This is a genomic window from Nocardia sp. NPDC057227, from assembly GCF_042669725.1.
GTDB lineage: Bacteria > Actinomycetota > Actinomycetes > Mycobacteriales > Mycobacteriaceae > Nocardia > Nocardia asteroides_A.
In genome coordinates, this window is sequence record NZ_JBHUXA010000001.1 from 104,378 (window position 1) to 123,449 (window position 19,072).

Sequence of the window (19,072 nt, forward strand, 5' to 3'; positions counted from 1 at the left end):
CAATAGCGCGACCTGCGGGGACGACACGCCGGTCACGGGTGTGGCCGGGGCAACTTCACCACCCGGACGAAGAAGCCGTCGATCTGCTGGATGGCGGCCATGAAGGCGTCGAGGTCGACGGGCTTGGTGACGAAGGCGTTGGCACGGGCGCGGTAGCTGCTCTCCACGTCCTCGGCGGCCGACGAGGTGGTGAGCACGACGACGGGGATGGCGGCCAGTTCGGGGTCGGCCTTGATCTGTTCGAGGACCTGGCGGCCGTCGTAGCGGGGCAGGTTGAGGTCGAGCAGGATGAGGTCGGGGCGCACGGCGTCGGTGTGCGGGCCGCGGCGGTAGAGGAAGTCGAGTGCTTCTTCGCCGTCGCGGACGACGTGCAGGGTGTTGCCGAGGGTGTAGGTGTCGAAGGCTTCGCGGGTGATGAGCTCGTCGCCGGGGTCGTCCTCGACGAGCAGGACGTCGATCGGGTGCGAGGAGTCGGGCACGGCGGCCTCCCAGTATTCACAGCTGCCCCCGGCGCGGTGGCGGTCGAGGTGGGCTCGAGTCAACCAGATGCCGTGCGGCGCGGGCGGGTCAGGGCAGGACGCGGCCGATGTGGGCACCCTTGCGCGGGTTCTTGCTTCCGGTCTTGCAGGCGGCGATCTGCACGGTGCCGCTGCCGGGGTTGTAGTAGGCCATGCCGACGAGCGGGCCGTGCGTGGAGGCGGGCAGCCAGCTCCAGCCGGGTTCGTCGCCGGTGTAGGCGTCGAAGCGGTGGTCGCCGTTGGCATCGAAGGATTGGCGCTGCAGGACCAGGTATTCGGGGACGGTGAGCCCGGACCAGCCGTGTTCGGTGAGCGCCCGGCGCAGTGCGGGTGCGGTGTGGCCGCGGGTCCATGGCTGGATGCGGTCGGCGGGCAGGACGAGGAGGTAGGGGTGTTCGGGGCGGTCGATGCCGCCGTCGAGCAGGTCGCTCGCGACCTCGGCCGGGTGGTCGTAGGCGGCGAGGGCGAGCAGCGCGGGCAGGTGCGCGCGCTGCTCGGCGGCGGGCGGGAAGGCGAAGCCGATGGCGGCGTCGGCGGGCAGCGGCAGCTCGGGGGCGGGGCCGATGGCGGCGCCGAGCGGGGTGTGCTCGTGCCACCATGCCGCCGAGTGCCGCCAGATGTCGGCCGTGCTGGGTGCCTCCGGTCCGCCGATGCCCGCTCGCATGCGGCGGACTCTACTGCGCGGGGCCGACACCCTTGGCGGTGAGCCATTCGAGCGCGGATTCGGCGATCTCGGTCCAGCCGCTGTCCAGGGCGAGCGAGTGGCCGCGGTCGGGGAACTGGCGCAGGTCGGTGACGGCGGGTGATGCGCTGTAGAGCTTGTGCGCGGCGCGGGTGACGACGTCGGGGACGGTGTGGTCCTTGCCGCCGGAGATGAAGAGCAGCGGGCCGCGGGTGGCGTTGGCGGTGTCGACGGCGGCCGGGGAGTTGCCGGTGAAGTTGGCGAAGGCGGCTTCGAAGAGCGGGCGGCCCGGGGAGGGGATGGTCCAGGCGTCGAAGAGCGTGTCGGATTCGTCGGCGGGGATGGCGTTGCCGAAGCCGTAGCGGAACTGGCTCTTGGTGAGCGCGACGGAGCGCTTGCGGTTCGCGGGGTTGCCGAGCACGGGGAAGCCGGAGCGCAGCTGCGCGAGGGGTAGCGGCTTGACGCCCTTGATCTGGGCGGGGTCGATCGCGACGCCCGCGCTGCCGAGCCCGGCGGCGAGGAGTTTCTGCACGAACAGCCCGCCGAAGGAGTGGCCGACGAGCACCGGCGGGGTGTCGAGGGCGCGGATGATCTCGGTGTAGTGCGCGGTGACGTCGTCGATGCCGATTCCGGCGACGGCCTCCGGCTGTTCGCGGGCGGCGGCGACGGTCTCCGGCTCGCCGGGCCAGCCCGGGGTGTGCGGTTCGTAGCCGCGGGCGGCGAAGAGTTCCGCCCATGCCTGCCACGAGGTGGCGTGCAGCCAGAGGCCGTGGATGAAGACGACGGGGGTGCGGGTGGCTGCCATGGTGATCTCTCCTCGGGTGAGCGGAACGCTCGGAACTGTAGACCGATCCGGCCTCGCGCGCCTGCCGAGCTGCGCGTTTCCGGTCGAGTGGCTCGGGTAGGTCCGGAATATTCGCTGATTCCCCGACGGTGAGGAGCCGCGCATGAGCGCCGACGAGACGTTCCGCAAGGGCGACAGGGTGGAGTGGAAGAGCCACGGCAGCACCGCCGAGGGTGAGGTCGAGGAGAAGATCACCTCCGATACCGAGGCGGCCGGGCGCACGGTCCGTGCGTCGAAGGACGATCCGCAGTACCGGGTGCGCAGCGAGAAGAGCGGGCGGGACGCGGTGCACAAGCCGTCGGCGTTGAAGCCGGCGAGCGACGACTGAGGGGTTAGTAGCCCACGCGGGCCACCTGCTCCGGGTGCAGGACGATCCGGACCAGTTCACCCGCGCGCATGGCGGCGAGGTCGGCGGCGCGGTCCGGGTCGTCGAGGTCCCAGTAGCGGGCGGCGAGCCGGTCGCAGAGTTCGCGTGCGCCGTCGGGTTCGACGGTGACCGGGCCGGCGACCGAGATCCAGCGTTCGCGCTCCCCCACCGGTGCGGCGACCACGAGCGAGGCGCGCGGGTCCTTCGCGAGCCGCCGCACCTTGGCGGAGCCGGGTTCGGTGAAGACCTGGACGGTGCCGTCGTCGGCGAGTTCGAACCAGACCGGGCGCGGCTGCGGCGGCACGGGGCCCGCGGCGACGGTGAGGAAGCCGTGCAGGGGGCGGTGCAGGAAGTCGATGTCGTCGGGGGTGAGGGTGCTCATGCCCGTCCTTTCTGCCAGATGCCGGTGACGGCGGTGCGGGCGACGTAGTCCTCGAAGGGGCGGGCTGCGCGGCCGAGCAGGGTGGCGACGTCGTCGGTGGGGGTGGCGAACAGGCCGCGGGCCATGAGCGCGAACATGGCGGTGACGTGGTCGGCGTCGCCGGGGTTCCAGCCCTGTTCGACCAGGGCGGTCACGTAGTCGGCGGGGGTGAGTTCGCGGTAGGTGATGGGCTGTCCGGCGGCGCGGGCGATGAGCTCGACGGCCTCGGCGAAGGTGAGGGCGCGCGGGCCGGTGAGTTCGTAGACGCGGCCCGCGTGGGTGCCCGGGTGCGTCAGGACGGTGGCGGCGGCGTCGGCGACGTCCTCGGCGTCGAGGAAGGGTTCGGGGACCGCGCCGGCGGGGAGGGCGAGTTCGCCCGCGGTGAGCGGGGCGTGGAAGAGGTCCTCGTCGAAGTTCTGGTCGAAGTTGCTTGCCCGCAGGATCGTCCATTCCAGGGTGGAGCCGCGGACCGCGTCCTCGGCGTCGCGCATGTCGAGCCCGAAGTCGGACTCGCCCCAGGTGTCGGCGCCGCGGCCGGAGAGCAGCACCACCCGGCGGACTCCTGCGGCGGCGGCCCTGGTGACGAAGTCGTGGACGGGGCCGGGCACCGGCGGGGCGATGAGGTAGACGGCGGTGGCGCCGGTGAGGGCGGCGTCCCAGCCGTCGGGGTGCGCCCAGTCGAAGGGGGTGGGGCTGGTGCGGGAGGCGGTCCGGATCGGGGTGCCGCGCATGCGCAGGCGGGCGGCGACCCGGCGGCCGGTCTTGCCGGTCGCGCCGAGGACGAGGGTGGTGTCGGTGCTCATGGGCATTGATTCAACGGGGTCGAGTCGGACAGTTCCATAGGTGAGACGCCGGATTGCCTGTCCATTCGTCTATTCTGGCGGGGTGGATGTCTTCGGTGACCTGATTCGCGGGGTGCGGGCGCAGGGTTCGTTGTTCGGCAGCTCGACGCTCACCCCGCCGTGGTCGCTGCACTTCGTGGACGGCGCGCCGCTCACGCTGTGCACGGTGCTGTCGGGGGCGGGCTGGATCGTGCCGGAGGACGGGCCGCCGGAGCGGGTCCGCGCCTACGAGACGGCCGTGGTGCGTGGCCCCGCGACCTTCACCTTCGTCGACGATCCCGGCACGGCTGCCGCGCCGGTGGCCTGCGGGGCGTTCTGCTCGGGGCCGGAGCAGGGCGGTACCCGGTACCGGCTGGGGTGGGCGGACTGCGGTGAGCCCGCGCCGGGGGCGACCACGTTGATCGTTGGCGCCTACCCGGTGCGCGGGGAGATCAGCGGCAGGCTGCTCGAGGCGCTGCCCGCGGTGCTGCGGGTGGGCTCGGGCGGGACCGGGGACGCGGTGCTCGACCACCTCGCCGCCGAGGTCAGTGCCGACGTCCCCGGCCAGCAGGTGGTGCTGGACCGGCTGCTGGACTGGATGCTGGTGTGCACCCTGCGCGAGTGGTTCGACCGGCCCGGTGGCGAGCCGCCCGCGTGGTGGGCCGCGCAGCGCGACCCGGTGGTCGGTGACGCGCTGCGGCTGCTGCACGCCGAGCCCGCCGCGCCCTGGACGGTCGCGACGCTGGCCGGGCGCACCGGTGTCTCCCGCTCCACGCTGGCCAAGCGCTTCGCCGAGCTGGTCGGCGAGCCGCCGCTGACCTACCTCACCCGCTGGCGGATGACGCTGGCCGCGGATCTGCTGACCGAGCAGGACGGCAGCATCGCCGACGTGGCGCGCATCGTCGGCTACTCGGATCCGTTCGGGTTCAGTGCCGCGTTCAAACGGGTACGCGGGGTGGCGCCGAGCGAATTCCGGCTGCGGCGGCGCGAACCCGCCTGATCAGCCCGCGGTCTTGCCGTTGTCGGCGGTGTAGATCGCGCCGTGGATCGCGGCCGCGTCGTCGCTCGCCAGGAAGGCGACGAGCTTCGCGACGGCCTCCGGCTCGCTGAGCCCACGCGGCGAGGCCACCCGCATGACCAGGTTCGGGTCGGCGCCGTCGGGCAGGGTGAAGCCGGTGACCTGCGGGGTGAGCATGCCGCCCGGGCAGATGGCGTTGACCCGCAGCCGCTGCGCGGTGAACTCGACGGCGAGCGCGCGGGTCAGCCCGATCAGGCCGTGTTTGGCCGCGCAGTACCCGGCCGAGTACGCCTGGCCCTCGATCCCGGCGATCGAGGCGACGTTGACGATGTTGCCGCCCACCTCGAGCAGGTGCGGCAGGGCGGCGCGGGAGAGGTAGAAGGGGCCGTTCAGGTTGACCGCGAGGTCGCGCTCCCATTCCTCGTCGGTGACCTGGGCGGTGTGCCGCATGGCGTGCTGTCCGGCGACGTTGGCCAGGATGTCGAGGCGGCCCAGCTCGGCCGCGCACTGCTCGACCACCTCGCGGCAGCGGTGCGCCCCGGCGATATCGGCGACCGCGTACCGCCCGCCGGGCACCTCGGCGAACACCTCCGCCAGCCGCTGCTCGTCGCGGCCGACGCCGAAGACGGTGGCTCCGCGCTGCCCGAACAGCCGGGCGACCGCCGCGCCCAGCCCCGACGACGCACCGGTGACCAGCGCGACCTTTCCCGACAACTCACTCATGCCGGTCACCCTAGGTGGCTACTTGTCCGGCTTGGCGGGCTTGTCCGGCTTCTCGGGTTTCACTCGGCCGTTGCCGTTGCCGTTTCCATTGCCGGGGTTGCCGTTTCCGGGGTCGGGCTCCGGCGGGGCAACGACGGCCGGGCCGGGCTCGGCGGCGGTGGCGCCGGGGTCGGGGTCGGGGTCGGGGTCGGGGTCGGGGTCGGGGTCGGGGTCGGCGATCGGTGGCGGTGGCGGTGGCGCCTGGACCACCGCGGTGCATTGCGCCGGACCGCAGGTGTCGAGCACGACGGGGCCGGGGGTCTGCGCGATCGGCGCGGCGGTGGGCACCGCGGTGGCGGGCGGGGACGTCGGGGCGACCTCGGTGCTCCCGGCCGAGCCGGGCCGGTCGAGCAGCAGCACGCCGCCGATCACGGCGGCGAGCCCGGCCAGCGCGGCGACCGCGATCCGGGGACGCTTGCTGCCCGCGCGGAGCGTCTCCGGCAGGGTGGTCGGCGCCTGGTGACGATGCGCGAAGACGGTCGCGGGAGCGATATCGGCCGTCGCGATATCGGCCCCGCCCGCGGCCGCGCGGGCGGCCGCGACGAACTCCTGCACATCGGCGAACCGCGCCTGCGGCTCCTTCGCCATCCCGCGCGCGATCACCGCGTCCAGCGCGCGCGGCACGGCCGGGTTCAGCATGCTCGCCGCGGGCGGCGCGGTCATGAGGTGCGCGAGCACCTGCTGCGGCGAGTCACCGTCGCCGAACGGCCTGCGCCCGGTGAGCAGTTCGAAGAGCACGCAGGCCAGCGAGTACTGGTCCGAGCGGGCGTCGGCGGCGCCGGAGAAGCGCTCCGGCGCCACGTATCCCAGGGTGCCGACCAGGTTGCCGGTGGCGGTGATCGCCGGCTGCCCATCACGGGTGGCGGTGCCGAAGTCGATCAGGTAGACGAACTCTTCCGCGGTCACCATGAGATTCGACGGCTTCACGTCGCGGTGCACGAGCCCGACCCGGTGCGCCGCCGCCAGCGCGGTGCCCGCCTGGGCGACGATCCCGGTCGCGCGCCCGGGCGCGAGCCGTCCCTCGCGGCGCAGCAGCGCGGCACCGTCGATGCCGTCGACGAGCTCCATGTCGAGGTAGAGGTGGCCGTCGTGCTCGCCGAAGGCGTGGATGGCGACGGTGTGCGGGCCGCGCAGCTGCGCGGCGAGCCTGGCCTCGCGGGTGAACCGGCGCCGGAAGCCGGGGTCGGCGGCCAGGTCGGCGGCTAGCACCTTGAGCGCGACATCGCGGTCGGTGGCGGTGTCGTGCGCCAGCCAGACCCGGCCCGAGCCGCCGCTGCCGAGCAGCCGATCGAGGCGGTAGTGGCCGAACCACGTCTCGCCCATGTGCAGAACCCTTTCGTACGCCGCTCCCCTGTCCCGGAATGACCGCTGCGCCGCGACGGAAACCACGGCGGCGAGCCGCCGCGGTCATCCGATCCTCGCGCGGAGTCCTGCACCCGGTGCGGTATTCGGCCGGACGCGCGACGGGGATCGATTCGCTCACGGTAGCGAGCGGCCGGACGGTCGCCCGGGTCGGCTCCGGACAGTCCGCGACCTCGACGGTGGTCGCCGCCCCGCTCGCGGGCAGCCCGAGCTTCGCCTCGTCGGCGGTACCGGGCTCGGCGGCGACCGGGACATGGACGACCGCACGAGTCCCGAGGTCCGCATCGAGCCGTAACCCCGGCCGTCGGCCGGGAAGCCGGATTCATCCGAAACGGGTGACGCCACTCCCCCACCGCTCGGTGACGCTGAGCGGAGATGGTGGAGCGAGAGCGGAGGTCGTGGTGAGCGAGGCCGAGCCCGTGACCTCGCGGGCCGGGCGCCCGGCGCTGCTGGTGTGGGAGCAGCGGGCCGCCCTGGTCGCGTTCATCGCCGCGCTCCCCGCCGCGGTGGTGGCCGCGAACGACGTGCGCGCCGGAGTGGCGCTCACCCTCGGGGTGCTGCCCGCCGCGGTGATCGGGGTGGACCCGGTCCGCAGGCGCCGGACCCGGCTGCTGGCGGCGGGGTTGCTGCTCGGCGTGCCGATGATGGCGGGGTCGCTGCTGGCGCGGGTGCCGGTGCTCGCCGTGCTCGGCCTGTTCCTGCTTCCGGTGCTCGCCGTCCGGGCGACGGCGATCCCGCGGTTCACCGCGCTCGCCGGGCTGACCACCACCACGCTGCTGCCCATGATCGGCATCGGGCTCAGCTACCCCGATCTCGGAACAGCGGCCGGGCTTACCGGCCTCTTCGTGCTCGGCTCCGTCCTCGCCTGGCTGCCCGCCCTGCTGATCCCGGAGCGGCCCGAGGTCGAACGGCCCGAGCCGCGGCCGATCGCGCGGACCTACGGCTACCTGCTCGGCGCGGTCGCGGCGCTCACCGCTGGGCTCGGCTTCGCCCTGCACCTCGACCACATCGGCTGGGCCTGTGCCGCGGCGCTGATGGTCATGCGCCCCGACCCGCAGTTGCAGCGGTGGCGCACCGCGGGACGGTTCAGCTCCGTGCTGGCCGGCTGCGCGGGCGCCGCCGCCCTGGTCGCGCTCGATGCTCCGCCGCTGCTCTACGCCATCGTGCTTCCGCTGAGCCTCGCGGCCGCGGCCGCCACCGCGGCGAGCCGCTTCTACCTGCTGCCCGCCTTCACCACGTTCTACGTCATCACCCTGCTCGGCTACCCCGACCCCGGCGCGGCGCAGTCGCGGGTCCTGGAACGGCTGGGCGAGACCGCGCTCGGGCTCGCGGTCGCCGCCACCATCGGCATCCTGCTGCCCGCCCTGTTCGCGCGGCGGCCGGGTCTCACGGTGTGAGCACGATCCGCCCGAAGACCTCCCCGGCGTCCATCCGGTGGTGTGCGAGCGCCGCCGCATCCAGCGGCAGCACCTCGTGCACCACCGCCGCCAGCTCCCCGCGCGCGGCCGCTTCGAACTGCCCGGACCGGACCGCGTCCCGCGCGGCGGGGTCGACGGTGTCGGAGCTGAAGGTGGCGAAGGACAGCGAGCGCTGGAACGCACCCAGCAGCGTCATCCCGAAATCGGCGGGCGGATACCCGGCGACCACCCCCACCGTCACCATCCGCCCGTTCGGCGCCAGCTTGTCCAGGAACACGGGCAGGTCGGGCCCGGCGACCACATCGATGATCACATCGAAACCCGAACCACCGGTCCCGGCCCGATCCAGCACCCGGGTGGCACCGAGCGCGCGCAGCCGGTCCCCGCGCTCGGGCGCGGAGGTGGTGACCGCGACCTCCGACGCGCCGCCCCGGGCAGCGAGCTGCACGGTCAGCAGTCCGATGCTGCCCGCTGCCCCGCGGACCAGCACCGACTCTCCGGCCGCGAACCGCGCGTGCGCGAGCCCGAAGTGCGCCACCACCCCGGACCCGCCCAACGCCACCGCCGCCTGCGCGGTCAGCCCCTCCGGCAACTCCTGCACCTGCTCCACCGGAACCACCGCGTGCTCGACATAGCCACCACCGGTCCCGGTGAACCCCCACACCCGCCGCCCGACCCACGATTCGTCCACACCCGCCCCGACTCCGCTCACCACCCCGGCCACCTCACTGCCGGGAACATGCCCTTCCCGGAAGCCGTACCCACCGAGCGTGCCGCGCCGGATCACCGCGTCCACCCCACCGACCCCGATGGCCTCGACCGCGATCAGCACCTCCCCCGCGCCGGGCTCGGGGACGGGCAACTCGGCGACCGCGAGCCCATCCGGACTGCCGAAACTGCGGATCTCGATGGCGCGCACTGGTTCTCCTCATCGTCGCCGGTCCGGGCACCGACGCTAACGGACACCCCCGTCCGTTTCGCTAAAGTGAGAGCGGTGCCCGACCTTTTGCCTCGCACCCCGCGCGCGGACGCCACCGAGAACCGGGAGCGAATCCTGGACGCCGCTCGCGCCCTCTTCGCCGCCGACGGCACGAGCGTGCCGATGCGCGAGATCGCCCGCCGCGCCGGTGTGGGCCCGGCCACCCTCTACCGGCACTTCCCCACCAAGGAGATCCTGGCCACCGCCGCCTTCGCCGGACAGATGCGCGAGTGCCGCGCCATCGTCGAGCGGGCGCACGCCGACCCGGACCCGTGGCGCGGCTTCACCACCCTGATCGAGCAGATCTGCGAACTGCACGCGCGGAACCGCGGCTTCACCGAGGCGTTCACCGCGACCTTCCCGGACGCCGTCGACCTGGGCCCCGACCGCGCCGCCGCGCTGCGCGCCGTCGCCGAACTCGCCGTGCGCGCCGGGCGAACCGGGCAGCTGCGCGCCGACTTCGCCGTCGACGACCTGATGCTCGTGCTCTCCGCGCAGCGCGCGATCGGCGCCGCCGCGGCGGGCCGCTACGCCACGCTCGTGATCAGCGCGTTCCGCGCGCCCTGAGCCACTGCCGTTTTCCGGCGCGACGGCGCGACGCGCGGCTGCCAGAATCAGCACATGCGGACCGAATCGGTGGCGGTGACCGAGGTGGGTCTCGGGGATGTGGTGGCCGATCCCGCGGGCACCGGGCTGTGGCGGCGGGTGCGGGAGCTGCGCCACGGCCGCGCCCCGCGCCGGGACGGCAGCGGGCGGGAGTGGACCTACTACGCCTTCGTCGGCCCGCTGGTCGATCCAGGGGCCGCGGCCGAGGTGATCGGCAACCAGCCCCGCATCGACCGATTCGTGTTCCGCGAGGACGAGTCCGTCACCCGCGCGGTGACCGACGTGGCGTGATCGGCAATTCGCGAGGACACTCGGGGACGTAGTGATTCGACTCGTCCCCCAGGAGCACATGCGATGGCAACCAACGGGCCCTTCGGCCTCGACCCGGAAGACCTCGAGCGCGCGCTGCGTGAGGCGGGAATCGAGCTGCGCGATCTGATCGGCAAGGCGGGCGGGTACCTGGAGCGCGTGGACGGCGCGAGCGTCGGCTCGCTGGCGGCGCTGCTCGGCCAGTTCGCGCCGCAGCCGGAGAAGCCGCGCACGACACCCAAGCCCGAGGGCGAGACCACCGGCGAGTCCGGCAGCGGCGTCTGGGTGATCTACACCGTCGACGAGGGCGGAACGGCCAGGGTCGACCAGGTCTTCCCCAGCGAACTCGAAGCGCTACGCGCGCACCGCGACAACACCGACGACCGCCGCCGGGTGCGGTTCCTGCCCTACGGCGTCCCCGCGGGCGTGCTGGACGCGCCCTGATCGGCGGCCGATAGCGCGGATCGGTTCGCCCCGCCCGCCCACAGCGGCGATGATGGTGCGGTGACCGAGCAGGTGAGCGCATGCGCGCGCTGGTGATACTGATCGTGGTCGCGGCGATCGCGCTGATCGCGGGCGACCGGATCGCGGTGGTGGTGGCGCAGAACGAGATCGGGCGCCGGATCGCCGCCGAGTACGCGCTGGACCGCGATCCGGCGGTGGACATCGGCGGCTTCCCGTTCCTCACCCAGGCCGTCGACGGCCGGTACGAGACCATCGACATCCGGGCGGGTGAGTGGAGCGAGCAGGACGTCACCGTGCGCGACCTGCGGCTCACCCTCACCGACGTCACCGCACCGCTCGCCGACCTGATCGCGGGCGACACCACGACCCTGGTGGCGGCCGGGGCGACCGCCGAGGCGGTGGTCGCCTACGACACCGTGCGGCGCTTCGCCGACGACGGCGTCCGCGAACTCTCCGACAGCCCCGATGGGCTGCAGGTGACCGGCACCTTCCGGGTGGAGGGGCTGCCGTTCCCGGTGCCCGCGACCATCGTCTTCGCCATGGCGCCGACCGCCGACGGCATCGAGCTGACCCCGATCTCGGTGCAGGCCGCGGTCGGCGGCCCGGCGCTGCCGCTCTCGGTGCTCAGCCGCAGCCTGGCCTTCACGATCCCGCTGCAGGACCTGCCGCTCGGCGCCGAGATCACCGCCATCCGCGCGGCCGCCGACGGGCTGCACGTCAGCGCGGCGGCCGCGGAGGTCCGCTTCGCCGACCTGCCCTGAGCGCCGGGGGTTACGGGACGTAGAGGTACCACTCGGCGAACGGGCCCTGGATCGGCCAGCTGCTCGACATGATCTTGGCCGGGCCCATCCCCACCCACAGGTCGACGGTCACGGTCTTGCCGCGCTGGGCCCCGGTGCGCACGTAGACGTCCTGGTGCCGGAAGCCGGCCGAGCCGACCCAGCCGATCATGACGTGGTTGCCGCACGGCCCGCTCAGGTACCCCTGCGGCGTCACCCGCGCCCGCACGAACCCGGGCCGCTTCGGCGCCGCCTCCAGATCCACGGAAATCGCTCCGGCGCAGAAGTTCGCGTCACCGAAGGTGTAGAGCGTGGTGCCGATCGGCGCGAACTGCGGCAGCGGATCGGCGTGCGCCGGAACGGCTGTCGTGCCGCCGAGCACCCCGATCCCCAGTACTGCCGCCAGCCCCGCGCCCAGTCGTCGAATGTTCATGGTTCGAGCCCTCCCCCGTCGAGCTTTCCGATCCCGCTCGCCCCGGCCGGATGACTCCGTCGGCATCGACGGCCCGCGGCGGAAATCGTTCGCCCACCGAGCATATCGGGTGGATCAGCCCCCCACGGTCCGATCCCCATCCCCCTTTCACTGTATACACGATTCCGCGCCCTCATGAGCCGCCGAAATGTGGTCCATACTCGCTCCCGTTGCACGGAAACCCCAGGTGAGGAGTGGCGGTATGACCTATGTGCTCGGCTTCGCGGAGATCGATCGAACGCAGGTCGCGGTGGTCGGCGGCAAGGGCGCGAACCTCGGTGAGCTGTCCCGCGTGGACGGTGTGCGGGTGCCGGACGGGTTCTGCGTGACGACGGCGGCCTACACCCGCGCGGTGGCGGGCGCGCCGGGGCTGGACGCGCTGTTCGGCGAGTTGTCCCGGATCGAGCCGGGTGATCGGGAGGCGACCCGGGTGCTCAGCGCGCGGGTCCGGGCGGTGATCGAGGGGCTGGAGATCCCCGGCGAGGTCGCGGCGGAGATCGTCGCGGCGCACGCCCGGCTCGGCGCGAACGGCGCCTACGCGGTGCGCTCCAGCGCCACGGCCGAGGATCTGCCGACGGCGTCCTTCGCCGGACAGCAGGACAGCTACCTCAACATCGTCGGCGCGCCGGAGATTCTCGCGCACGTGCGGCGCTGCTGGGGTTCGCTGTTCACCGAGCGCGCCGTGGCCTACCGGCAGCGGAACGGGTTCGGGCACAGTGGGATCCGGATGGCGGTCGTCGTGCAGACCATGGTCTTCCCGCGTGCCGCCGGGGTGCTGGTCACCGCCGATCCGGTCACCTCGGATCGGACCGTCACCTCGATCGACGCCGGTTTCGGGCTCGGCGAGGCGCTGGTCTCGGGGCTGGTGAACGCCGACAACGTCCGGGTGCGCGGCGGCGTGGTCGTCGAGCGCTCCACCGCGACCAAGAAGCTCGCCGTGGAGCCGGAGCCCGCCGGTGGCACGCGGGTGCGCGAACTCGACACCGAACGCCGCGACGAGCCGGTGCTCTCCGACGCCGAGGTGCTCGACCTCGAGCGGCTCGGCCGCCGGATCGAAGCGCACTTCGGCAGCCCGCAGGACATCGAGTGGTGCCTCGGCGACAACGGCGTCCGCATCGTGCAGAGCAGGCCGATCACCACGCTGTTCCCGATCCCGGAGGCCACCGACGGCGGCGACCACGTCTATGTCTCGGTCGGCCACCAGCAGATGATGACCGACGCCATGAAACCGCTGGGGATCTCGCTCTGGCAGCTCACCAGCGGCGCGCCCATGCGCGCTGCGGGCGGGCGGCTGTTCGTCGACGTCACCGCCGTGCTCGCGGCGCCGGGGTCGCGCGCCGCGCTGGTCACCGCGCTCGGCAAATCCGATCCGCTGCTCGGCGACGCCCTGCGCACCCTGATCGAGCGCGGCGGCTACGGCACCGGAGCGCCCGAACCGGAGCGCCCGATCCCGGGCACCGTGCCCGCACCGCCCGACCTCGACCCCGCGCTCATCGGCGAGCTCATCGCCGAGAGCGAGGCATCGCTGGCGGTGCTGGAGCGCGACATCCACGCCCACACCGGGGCCGCGCTGCTCGACTTCATCCGCACCGACATCCAGGAGTTGCGCCGCGTCCTGTTCGACCCGCGCGGACTCCAGCTGATCACCGCCGCCATGGACGCCTCCGAGTGGCTCAACGACCGGCTGCTCGACTGGCTGGGCGAGCGCAACGCCGCCGACGCGCTCACCCGCTCGGTCCCCGGCAACATCACCTCGGAGATGGGGCTCGCGCTGCTCGACGTCGCCGACGCCATCCGCCCGCACCCGGAGGTCGTTGCCTACCTGCACGCCGCCCCGAACGACTTCCTCGACCGGCTCCCCGACCACCCCGGCGGCGAACAGGCACGCACCGCGATCGAAGGCTTCCTGGAGCGCTACGGCATGCGCTGCGCCGGCGAGATCGACATCACCCGGCCGCGCTGGCGCGAGCAGCCCGGCACCCTGCTGCCCGCGATCCTCGGCAATGTCGCCGGCTTCGAGGCGGGGGCGGCCGCGCGGCAGTTCGCCGACGGCCTGCGCGAAGCCGAGCAGGCGAAACAGCGGATTCTGGACCGGGTGCTGACGCTCCCGGACGGCGCTGCGAAGGCGGCGGAGACCGAGCGCATGATCGACCGGGTCCGCACCTTCTCCGGCTACCGCGAGTACCCGAAGTACGGCATGGTGTGCCGATACTTCGTCTACCGGCAGGCCCTGCTGCGCGAGGCCGAACGCCTGGTCGCGGCCGGTGTCCTGCGGGCAGCGGACGACATCGACCATCTGCGCTTCGACGAACTGCGCGAGGTCGGGGCCACCCACCGCGCCGACCCGGAGCTGATCACCGCGCGCAGGACCGCGTTCCGCGCCGACGAGGCGCTCACCCCGCCGCGCGTGCTCACCTCCGACGGCGAGGTCCTCACCGGCGCCTACCGCCGCACCGACCTGCCCGACGGCGCGCTGCCGGGCACCCCGGTCTCCGCCGGGACCGTCGAGGGCCGCGCCCGCGTGATCACCGATATCGCCCGCGCCGACCTCGAAGCGGGCGACATCCTCGTCACCGCCTACACCGACCCGAGCTGGACCCCGCTGTTCGTCGCCATCGCCGGGCTGGTGACCGAGGCGGGTGGGCTCATGACGCACGGCGCGGTGATCGCCCGCGAATACGGCCTGCCCGCCGTGGTCGGCGTCGAACACGCCACCACGCTCATCCGCGACGGGCAGCGCATCCGCGTGCACGGCGCCGACGGCTACGTCGAGCTGCTGCCCGACCGGTGATCGAGCCGGGCCCGCGCCGCCGCGTCGCCGCCGCGGGCCCGGTGGTCGTCGATCTCCGCCGCGTGCGCCTCGGCCCAGTCGCGCAGCACGGCGAGCGGCCCGACCAGCGACCGGCCGAGCGGGGTGAGCCGGTAGGAGACCTGCGGCGGGACCGTGTCGAGCACCGCCCGGCCCACCAGCCCGTCGGCGACCAGCTCCTTCAGCGTGGTCGAGAGCATCTTCGCCGAGACGCCGGGCATGCGGCGGCGCAGCTCGGCGAAGCGCACCTCGCCCGGTTCGGCTGCGGCAAGCACGGTGATGATCATCGAGGTCCACTTGGTGCCGAGCCGGTCCAGGATCTGCCGGGTCGGGCAGCGCGGATCGAACAGATCGCCGCGGTGGGTGGTCACCTCCGCCTCACCTGCTTTCCGGAAAGTGCCTTCTTGTGCCGATCCACCGGCCGGTGGACAGTAACCACAAGTTACCTGGTTACCGGAGGTGTGCACGATGGTTCTGCTTCACACGGTCCGCTCCCGCGGCGCCGACGTGCGAGTTCGGGTGGAGGGTTCCGGCCCTCCTGCCTTGCTGCTGCACGGCTGGCCGCACACCCGGCGGCTGTGGGATCACGTGCTGCCCGGCCTGGCGGAACACCACACGGTGATCGCGCCGGACCTGCCCGGACTCGGCGAGAGCACCGCCCCGAACTCCGGCTACCGCGCCGACGCCATCGCGACCGATCTGGCCGCCATCCTCGACGCCGCGGGGGCCGACCGCGCCGCCGTGGTGGCGATCGACCTCGCGGTGCAGCCCGCCTTCCTCTTCGCGATGACCGATCCGCGGCGGGTGACATCGCTGACGCTCATGGAGGGCCTGCTCCCACCGCTGCCCGGCGCCGAGGAGTTCCTGGCCGACCCGCCGTGGTGGTTCGGCTTCCACGGCGTGCCCGGCCTCGCCGAGACCGTGCTCCCCGGCGGCGAGGACCCCTACCTCTCCTACTTCCTCACCGAGCACACCTTCGAGCGCCGCGGCATCGACCCGGAGATCCACGCCGCCTTCGTCCGCGCCTACACCGGCCGGGACGCCCTCGCCCGCGGCTTCGGCTACTACCGGGCCGCCCACGGGAACGCCGAGCTGATCGCGCGAGCGACGGCCTCCGCCCGGCTCACCGTGCCTGCGCTCGCGCTCGGCGGCAATGTCGTCGGTTCGGCCCTCGCCCGCCAACTGTCGACCGTCGCCGACGATCTCACCGAGCACATCGTGCCCGACTGCGGCCATCTCGTCCCGCTGGAGCAGCCGGGCGCGCTCCTCGACGTGCTCGTCCCGTTCCTCGGACGAGGCCTCAGCGCAAGGCCACCTTCGGGAAGTCGACCGGAATCTTGAGCGCCACATTGATGTAGTTGGTGAACAGGTTGAGCGCGACCTGCCCGATCGCCTCGACGATCTGCTCATCGCTCCACCCCAGGGCGCGCAGCCCGCCCACCTCCTCCGGGGCGACCTGTCCGCGCTCCTCCACCAGCTTCAGCGCGAAGCCCAGGAGGGCCGCGGTGCGCGGGTCCGGGGACTCGCCGAGCTGCGCGGCCTGCATGTCCGCGCCGCTGACCCCGGCCCTGCGGCCCAGCGCGGTGTGCGCGGCGAGGCAGTACTCGCAGGCATTGCGGTTGGCGACGGCCACCGCGATCTGCTCGCCGACCGCCGGGCCGAGCGCGCCGCCGCCGAAGGCGCCGAAGGCGGCCCACATGCTGGTCAGCGCGGCGGGTGAGTTCGCGACCGCGCGGAACATGGCGGGCACCGTGCCGAAGGCGGCGTGGATGCTGTCGAGCTGCTCGCGGACGGTGCCGGTGGCGGTCTCGCGGTCGACGAGGGGAACGAGTGTCATGGGAGGTTCCTTCGCTGTCGTGTTTCGGACAGTTCCCAGCCTGCCGCACCGATCCGGACGATTTGCGCCCTATCGTCTCGATTTCTTACCTATTCGTCTGCAATCATGGGTGCATGACCTCCGTCGACCGGATCTCCCCGCTGCTCGAACGATTCCGCGTGCGGACCCGGCTCTTCCACACCGGCCCGCTCTGCGGGGTCACGACCTACGACGCCGGGCTCGGACGGGGCTTCCTGCACGTACTGCGGGCCGGGTCGATGGAGGTCACGCACCGCGGCGCAGGCAACCGGCTCGCCACCCGCCACGTCGACCGGCCCAGCCTGCTCTTCTACCCCCGCCCGCTCGACCACTCCTTCCACAACGCGCCCACCGCGGACTCCGACTTCGCCTGCGCCAGCGTCGACTTCGAGGGCGGACCGAACCATCCGCTGGTCCGCACCCTGCCCCCGGTCATCGTGCTCCCGCTCGACGCCGTCGCCACGCTCGAACCCGCGCTCACCCTGCTCTTCGCCGAGATCGACACCGCGAAATGCGGGCACCGGGTGCTCGTGGACCGGCTCTTCGAGGTCGTGCTCATCCAGCTCTTCCGCTGGATCCTCGAGCACGCCGACGAACTCGACCTGCCCACCGGGCTGCTCACCGGGCTCGCTGACGAGCGGCTGGCCCGCGCCCTGGTCGCCGTGCACGAGGAGCCGGGGCGGGCGTGGACCCTCGAAGGGATGGCGCGGGAGGCGCGGATGTCGCGCAGCGCTTTCGCCGCGCGGTTCAAGGAGGCGGTCGGGCAGTCACCCGCCGACTATCTCGGTGGGTGGCGGATCACCGTGGCCAAGGAGCGGTTGCGGGCCGGCGTTCCGGTGGCGCGCACCGCGACCGAGCTCGGGTACGCCACCGCGCCGGCGTTCTCCCGGGCGTTCACCCAGCGGGTGGGGTGCTCGCCGCGGGCCTGGGCGGCGCAGTTGTAGCGGCACGCAAGTCTCGACTGACCGTCCAGGCGTTTGGGACCTGTTTCGTGCAGCCTGTCCCGGCCTTCTTCCGCTTCGCCAAACCGGTCTGATGCGCATACCGCAATGTCGCAATTTTGAGGCCAACGGACAGGAACAGCTTAGGCAGGATGCAGTGCCTGGAAGACCGTGATGGCGGAGCGCGCCGTCGCGGTGCCGGCCGGTTCGGCGAACTCGACCACGACGTCGGTCGTCACATGATGGGTGCGTGGCGTTCCGTCGTCGTAGCGGATCACGGTGTGGCGCAGCATCTCCTCGACGCCCGCGCTCCCCCGGATCGTATGACCGCCGCTGACGAACGCGGCGTCGGCGAACAACGCGCCGACGCCTGCGAAATCGCCTGCGTCGATCAGTTCCCCGTAACGCGCGATCAGTTCCGTGACGGCGACCGTACTCATGGCGCGGACGATACGCGCCGGGTCAGTGGGGTGCGCCGGTGCTCGCGAGTTCCGTCAACCTGCGGGTGAGTTCGGGGTAGACCTCCGCCGGGTCGTCGGCGAGCGTGGACTTGATGTAGCGGCTCCAGTCATCGGCGAGGATCTCGGCGCGTCCGACGGCGACGCCGTCGAGTGCGAGCCGGGCCAGCTCGGCGGGGACGAGCTTGGGGCCGGTATACCCGGCGGTCATGTCGGTATCGGCGGCACCGAGGTGCAGCGCCGTGACCTGGGTACCCTGACCTGCGAGTTCGACCCGCGTGGCATTGGTCAGCGCCCACTCGGCGGCCTTGGCGATGTGGTACCCGCCGGCGCCTTGGAGCGGGAACCAGGACAGCGCCGAGTGCACGGTGAGGATCGCGCCGCCACCGTTGGCCGCCAGCACGGGGGCGAAGGCGCGGGTGACGGCGAGGGTGCCGAACAGGTGCGTCTCGAGCTCGGCGCGCAGCAGGGCTTCCGCGCCGGTGAGCGCGTCGGCGCCGGTCTGGACGCCTGCGTTGTTGATCAGCACCGTGAGGTCGGACGCCTGGGCGGCCGCGGCGGCGACCTGCGCCGGGTCGGTGATGTCGAGGCGGAGGACCTGGGCGCCGGGCAGGTCGACGGTCTCCGGGCGGCGCGCGGCGGCGTAGACCTTCGCGCCTTCGGCGAGCAGGTGCTGGGCGAAGGCGCGGCCGAGGCCGCGGTTCGCGCCGGTGACGAGGGCGACGGTGTCGTTCAGGGGCATACCGCTACGCTAGAACCTGACGTTGACGTGAGGGTCAAGGAAGAAGGTCGCGGTGCTGCGGATCGGTGAGCTGGCGGAGCGGGCCGGGGTGAGCGTGCGGGCGCTGCGCTACTACGAGGAGCAGGGGCTGCTCGACGCCGAGCGCACCGCGGCCGGGCAGCGCCGCTACCCGGCCGCGGCGGTGGAGAAGGTGCGCTTCTTCCAGCTGCTCTACGCGGCCGGGCTGAGCAGCCGCAATATCGCCGAGCTGCTGCCGTGCATCGACAGCGGCCACACCGATACCGCGCAGCGGGCCATGCTGCACGCCCAGCGCGACCGGATCCGGGACCGGATCGAGGAGCTCTCCGGCGTGCTCGGCCGGCTGGACGAGATCATCGCCGTCACCGCCACCCATCCCTGATCGAGCGGAAATCGCGACGTCGCCGCGCGGCCGTCGGACATCCG

General features: G+C 72.9%; 24 protein-coding genes. 11 read left to right on the forward strand and 13 right to left on the reverse strand.

All coding sequences use genetic code 11. From position 1 onward, the window contains the following. Positions 1 to 32: 32 nt before the first annotated feature. The 3 genes from ACFUJ1_RS00525 to ACFUJ1_RS00535 form a co-directional block, all read right to left on the reverse strand. The gene (locus ACFUJ1_RS00525; protein WP_378640926.1) at positions 33 to 479 is read right to left on the reverse strand and encodes a response regulator; all 447 of its coding nucleotides are present in this window, start codon (positions 477 to 479) and stop codon (positions 33 to 35) included. 88 nt (positions 480 to 567) lie between these two features. Beyond that, complete coding sequence (locus tag ACFUJ1_RS00530) at positions 568 to 1,182, reverse strand: hypothetical protein (RefSeq protein ID WP_378640928.1); 615 nt, start codon at positions 1,180 to 1,182, stop codon at positions 568 to 570. Between the two features lie 10 nt (positions 1,183 to 1,192). Then, entirely contained in the window at positions 1,193 to 2,005 is an 813-nt protein-coding gene (locus tag ACFUJ1_RS00535) for an alpha/beta hydrolase (protein WP_378640930.1), read from the reverse strand. A 142-nt stretch (positions 2,006 to 2,147) separates the two neighbouring features. Between ACFUJ1_RS00535 and ACFUJ1_RS00540 the strand changes: the two genes are divergently transcribed. Beyond that, positions 2,148 to 2,372: a DUF2945 domain-containing protein gene (locus ACFUJ1_RS00540; protein WP_378640932.1), complete on the forward strand. Its 225-nt coding sequence runs from the start codon at positions 2,148 to 2,150 to the stop codon at positions 2,370 to 2,372. Between the two features lie 4 nt (positions 2,373 to 2,376). Here the strand turns inward: ACFUJ1_RS00540 and ACFUJ1_RS00545 are convergent, their stop codons facing one another. Then, positions 2,377 to 2,793 carry a pyridoxamine 5'-phosphate oxidase family protein gene (locus ACFUJ1_RS00545; RefSeq protein WP_378640934.1) on the reverse strand — a complete coding sequence of 139 codons (417 nt, stop codon included), beginning with the start codon at positions 2,791 to 2,793 and terminating at the stop codon, positions 2,377 to 2,379. After that, positions 2,790 to 3,635, reverse strand: a complete 846-nt coding sequence (locus ACFUJ1_RS00550; RefSeq protein WP_378640936.1) for an NAD(P)H-binding protein — start codon at positions 3,633 to 3,635, stop codon at positions 2,790 to 2,792. Before ACFUJ1_RS00550 ends, ACFUJ1_RS00545 begins: the two co-directional genes overlap by 4 nt. Before the next feature lie 82 nt (positions 3,636 to 3,717). Between ACFUJ1_RS00550 and ACFUJ1_RS00555 the strand changes: the two genes are divergently transcribed. Beyond that, positions 3,718 to 4,653 carry an AraC family transcriptional regulator gene (locus ACFUJ1_RS00555; RefSeq protein WP_378640938.1) on the forward strand — a complete coding sequence of 312 codons (936 nt, stop codon included), beginning with the start codon at positions 3,718 to 3,720 and terminating at the stop codon, positions 4,651 to 4,653. On the opposite strand, the gene ACFUJ1_RS00560 is transcribed toward ACFUJ1_RS00555, so the two are convergent. After that, positions 4,654 to 5,394: an SDR family NAD(P)-dependent oxidoreductase gene (locus ACFUJ1_RS00560; protein WP_378640939.1), complete on the reverse strand. Its 741-nt coding sequence runs from the start codon at positions 5,392 to 5,394 to the stop codon at positions 4,654 to 4,656. Positions 5,395 to 5,412: 18 nt separating this feature from the next. Next, on the reverse strand, positions 5,413 to 6,756 hold the full coding sequence (locus ACFUJ1_RS00565) for a serine/threonine-protein kinase (RefSeq protein ID WP_378640941.1): 1,344 nt from the start codon (positions 6,754 to 6,756) through the stop codon (positions 5,413 to 5,415). A 440-nt stretch (positions 6,757 to 7,196) separates the two neighbouring features. Between ACFUJ1_RS00565 and ACFUJ1_RS00570 the strand changes: the two genes are divergently transcribed. After that, positions 7,197 to 8,192, forward strand: a complete 996-nt coding sequence (locus tag ACFUJ1_RS00570; protein ID WP_378640943.1) for an FUSC family protein — start codon at positions 7,197 to 7,199, stop codon at positions 8,190 to 8,192. Here the strand turns inward: ACFUJ1_RS00570 and ACFUJ1_RS00575 are convergent. Continuing rightward, positions 8,182 to 9,132: a zinc-binding dehydrogenase gene (locus ACFUJ1_RS00575; RefSeq protein ID WP_378640945.1), complete on the reverse strand. Its 951-nt coding sequence runs from the start codon at positions 9,130 to 9,132 to the stop codon at positions 8,182 to 8,184. The genes ACFUJ1_RS00570 and ACFUJ1_RS00575 overlap by 11 nt on opposite strands. A gap of 75 nt (positions 9,133 to 9,207) precedes the next feature. Between ACFUJ1_RS00575 and ACFUJ1_RS00580 the strand changes: the two genes are divergently transcribed. From ACFUJ1_RS00580 to ACFUJ1_RS00595, 4 genes are all read left to right on the forward strand, one after another. After that, positions 9,208 to 9,759 carry a TetR/AcrR family transcriptional regulator gene (locus tag ACFUJ1_RS00580; RefSeq protein WP_378640947.1) on the forward strand — a complete coding sequence of 184 codons (552 nt, stop codon included), beginning with the start codon at positions 9,208 to 9,210 and terminating at the stop codon, positions 9,757 to 9,759. Between the two features lie 54 nt (positions 9,760 to 9,813). Beyond that, on the forward strand, positions 9,814 to 10,089 hold the full coding sequence (locus ACFUJ1_RS00585) for a hypothetical protein (protein ID WP_378640949.1): 276 nt from the start codon (positions 9,814 to 9,816) through the stop codon (positions 10,087 to 10,089). Between the two features lie 63 nt (positions 10,090 to 10,152). Then, positions 10,153 to 10,551 (forward strand): hypothetical protein, encoded by a 399-nt coding sequence (locus tag ACFUJ1_RS00590; RefSeq protein ID WP_378640951.1) that lies wholly within the window; start codon positions 10,153 to 10,155, stop codon positions 10,549 to 10,551. Between the two features lie 80 nt (positions 10,552 to 10,631). Beyond that, a complete protein-coding gene (locus ACFUJ1_RS00595) occupies positions 10,632 to 11,333 on the forward strand; it encodes a DUF2993 domain-containing protein (RefSeq protein ID WP_378640952.1) in 702 nt (233 codons plus the stop codon). Between the two features lie 10 nt (positions 11,334 to 11,343). Here the strand turns inward: ACFUJ1_RS00595 and ACFUJ1_RS00600 are convergent, their stop codons facing one another. Next, positions 11,344 to 11,784, reverse strand: a complete 441-nt coding sequence (locus ACFUJ1_RS00600) for a hypothetical protein (protein ID WP_378640954.1) — start codon at positions 11,782 to 11,784, stop codon at positions 11,344 to 11,346. Positions 11,785 to 12,025: 241 nt separating this feature from the next. On the opposite strand from ACFUJ1_RS00600, the gene rph reads away from it, so the two are divergent. Further along, positions 12,026 to 14,614, forward strand: a complete 2,589-nt coding sequence (gene rph / locus ACFUJ1_RS00605) for a rifamycin-inactivating phosphotransferase (RefSeq protein WP_378640956.1) — start codon at positions 12,026 to 12,028, stop codon at positions 14,612 to 14,614. Here rph and ACFUJ1_RS00610 read toward each other — a convergent pair. After that, a complete protein-coding gene (locus ACFUJ1_RS00610) occupies positions 14,587 to 15,003 on the reverse strand; it encodes a winged helix-turn-helix transcriptional regulator (RefSeq protein WP_378640957.1) in 417 nt (138 codons plus the stop codon). The two genes, rph and ACFUJ1_RS00610, sit on opposite strands and share 28 nt — an antisense overlap. A gap of 97 nt (positions 15,004 to 15,100) precedes the next feature. On the opposite strand from ACFUJ1_RS00610, the gene ACFUJ1_RS00615 reads away from it, so the two are divergent. Further along, the gene (locus ACFUJ1_RS00615) at positions 15,101 to 15,973 is read left to right on the forward strand and encodes an alpha/beta fold hydrolase (protein WP_378640959.1); all 873 of its coding nucleotides are present in this window, start codon (positions 15,101 to 15,103) and stop codon (positions 15,971 to 15,973) included. Here ACFUJ1_RS00615 and ACFUJ1_RS00620 read toward each other — a convergent pair. After that, positions 15,933 to 16,469 carry a carboxymuconolactone decarboxylase family protein gene (locus ACFUJ1_RS00620; protein ID WP_378640960.1) on the reverse strand — a complete coding sequence of 179 codons (537 nt, stop codon included), beginning with the start codon at positions 16,467 to 16,469 and terminating at the stop codon, positions 15,933 to 15,935. The genes ACFUJ1_RS00615 and ACFUJ1_RS00620 overlap by 41 nt on opposite strands. Before the next feature lie 113 nt (positions 16,470 to 16,582). Here ACFUJ1_RS00620 and ACFUJ1_RS00625 point away from each other — a divergent pair, with 113 nt between their 5' ends. Further along, positions 16,583 to 17,431: an AraC family transcriptional regulator gene (locus tag ACFUJ1_RS00625; protein ID WP_378640962.1), complete on the forward strand. Its 849-nt coding sequence runs from the start codon at positions 16,583 to 16,585 to the stop codon at positions 17,429 to 17,431. 140 nt (positions 17,432 to 17,571) lie between these two features. On the opposite strand, the gene ACFUJ1_RS00630 is transcribed toward ACFUJ1_RS00625, so the two are convergent. Further along, positions 17,572 to 17,868, reverse strand: a complete 297-nt coding sequence (locus tag ACFUJ1_RS00630) for a nuclear transport factor 2 family protein (RefSeq protein ID WP_378640964.1) — start codon at positions 17,866 to 17,868, stop codon at positions 17,572 to 17,574. Positions 17,869 to 17,890: 22 nt separating this feature from the next. After that, positions 17,891 to 18,628 carry an SDR family oxidoreductase gene (locus tag ACFUJ1_RS00635; RefSeq protein ID WP_378640966.1) on the reverse strand — a complete coding sequence of 246 codons (738 nt, stop codon included), beginning with the start codon at positions 18,626 to 18,628 and terminating at the stop codon, positions 17,891 to 17,893. A 52-nt stretch (positions 18,629 to 18,680) separates the two neighbouring features. Between ACFUJ1_RS00635 and ACFUJ1_RS00640 the strand changes: the two genes are divergently transcribed. Next, on the forward strand, positions 18,681 to 19,028 hold the full coding sequence (locus tag ACFUJ1_RS00640; protein WP_378640968.1) for a MerR family transcriptional regulator: 348 nt from the start codon (positions 18,681 to 18,683) through the stop codon (positions 19,026 to 19,028). The last annotated feature ends 44 nt before the right edge of the window (positions 19,029 to 19,072 follow it).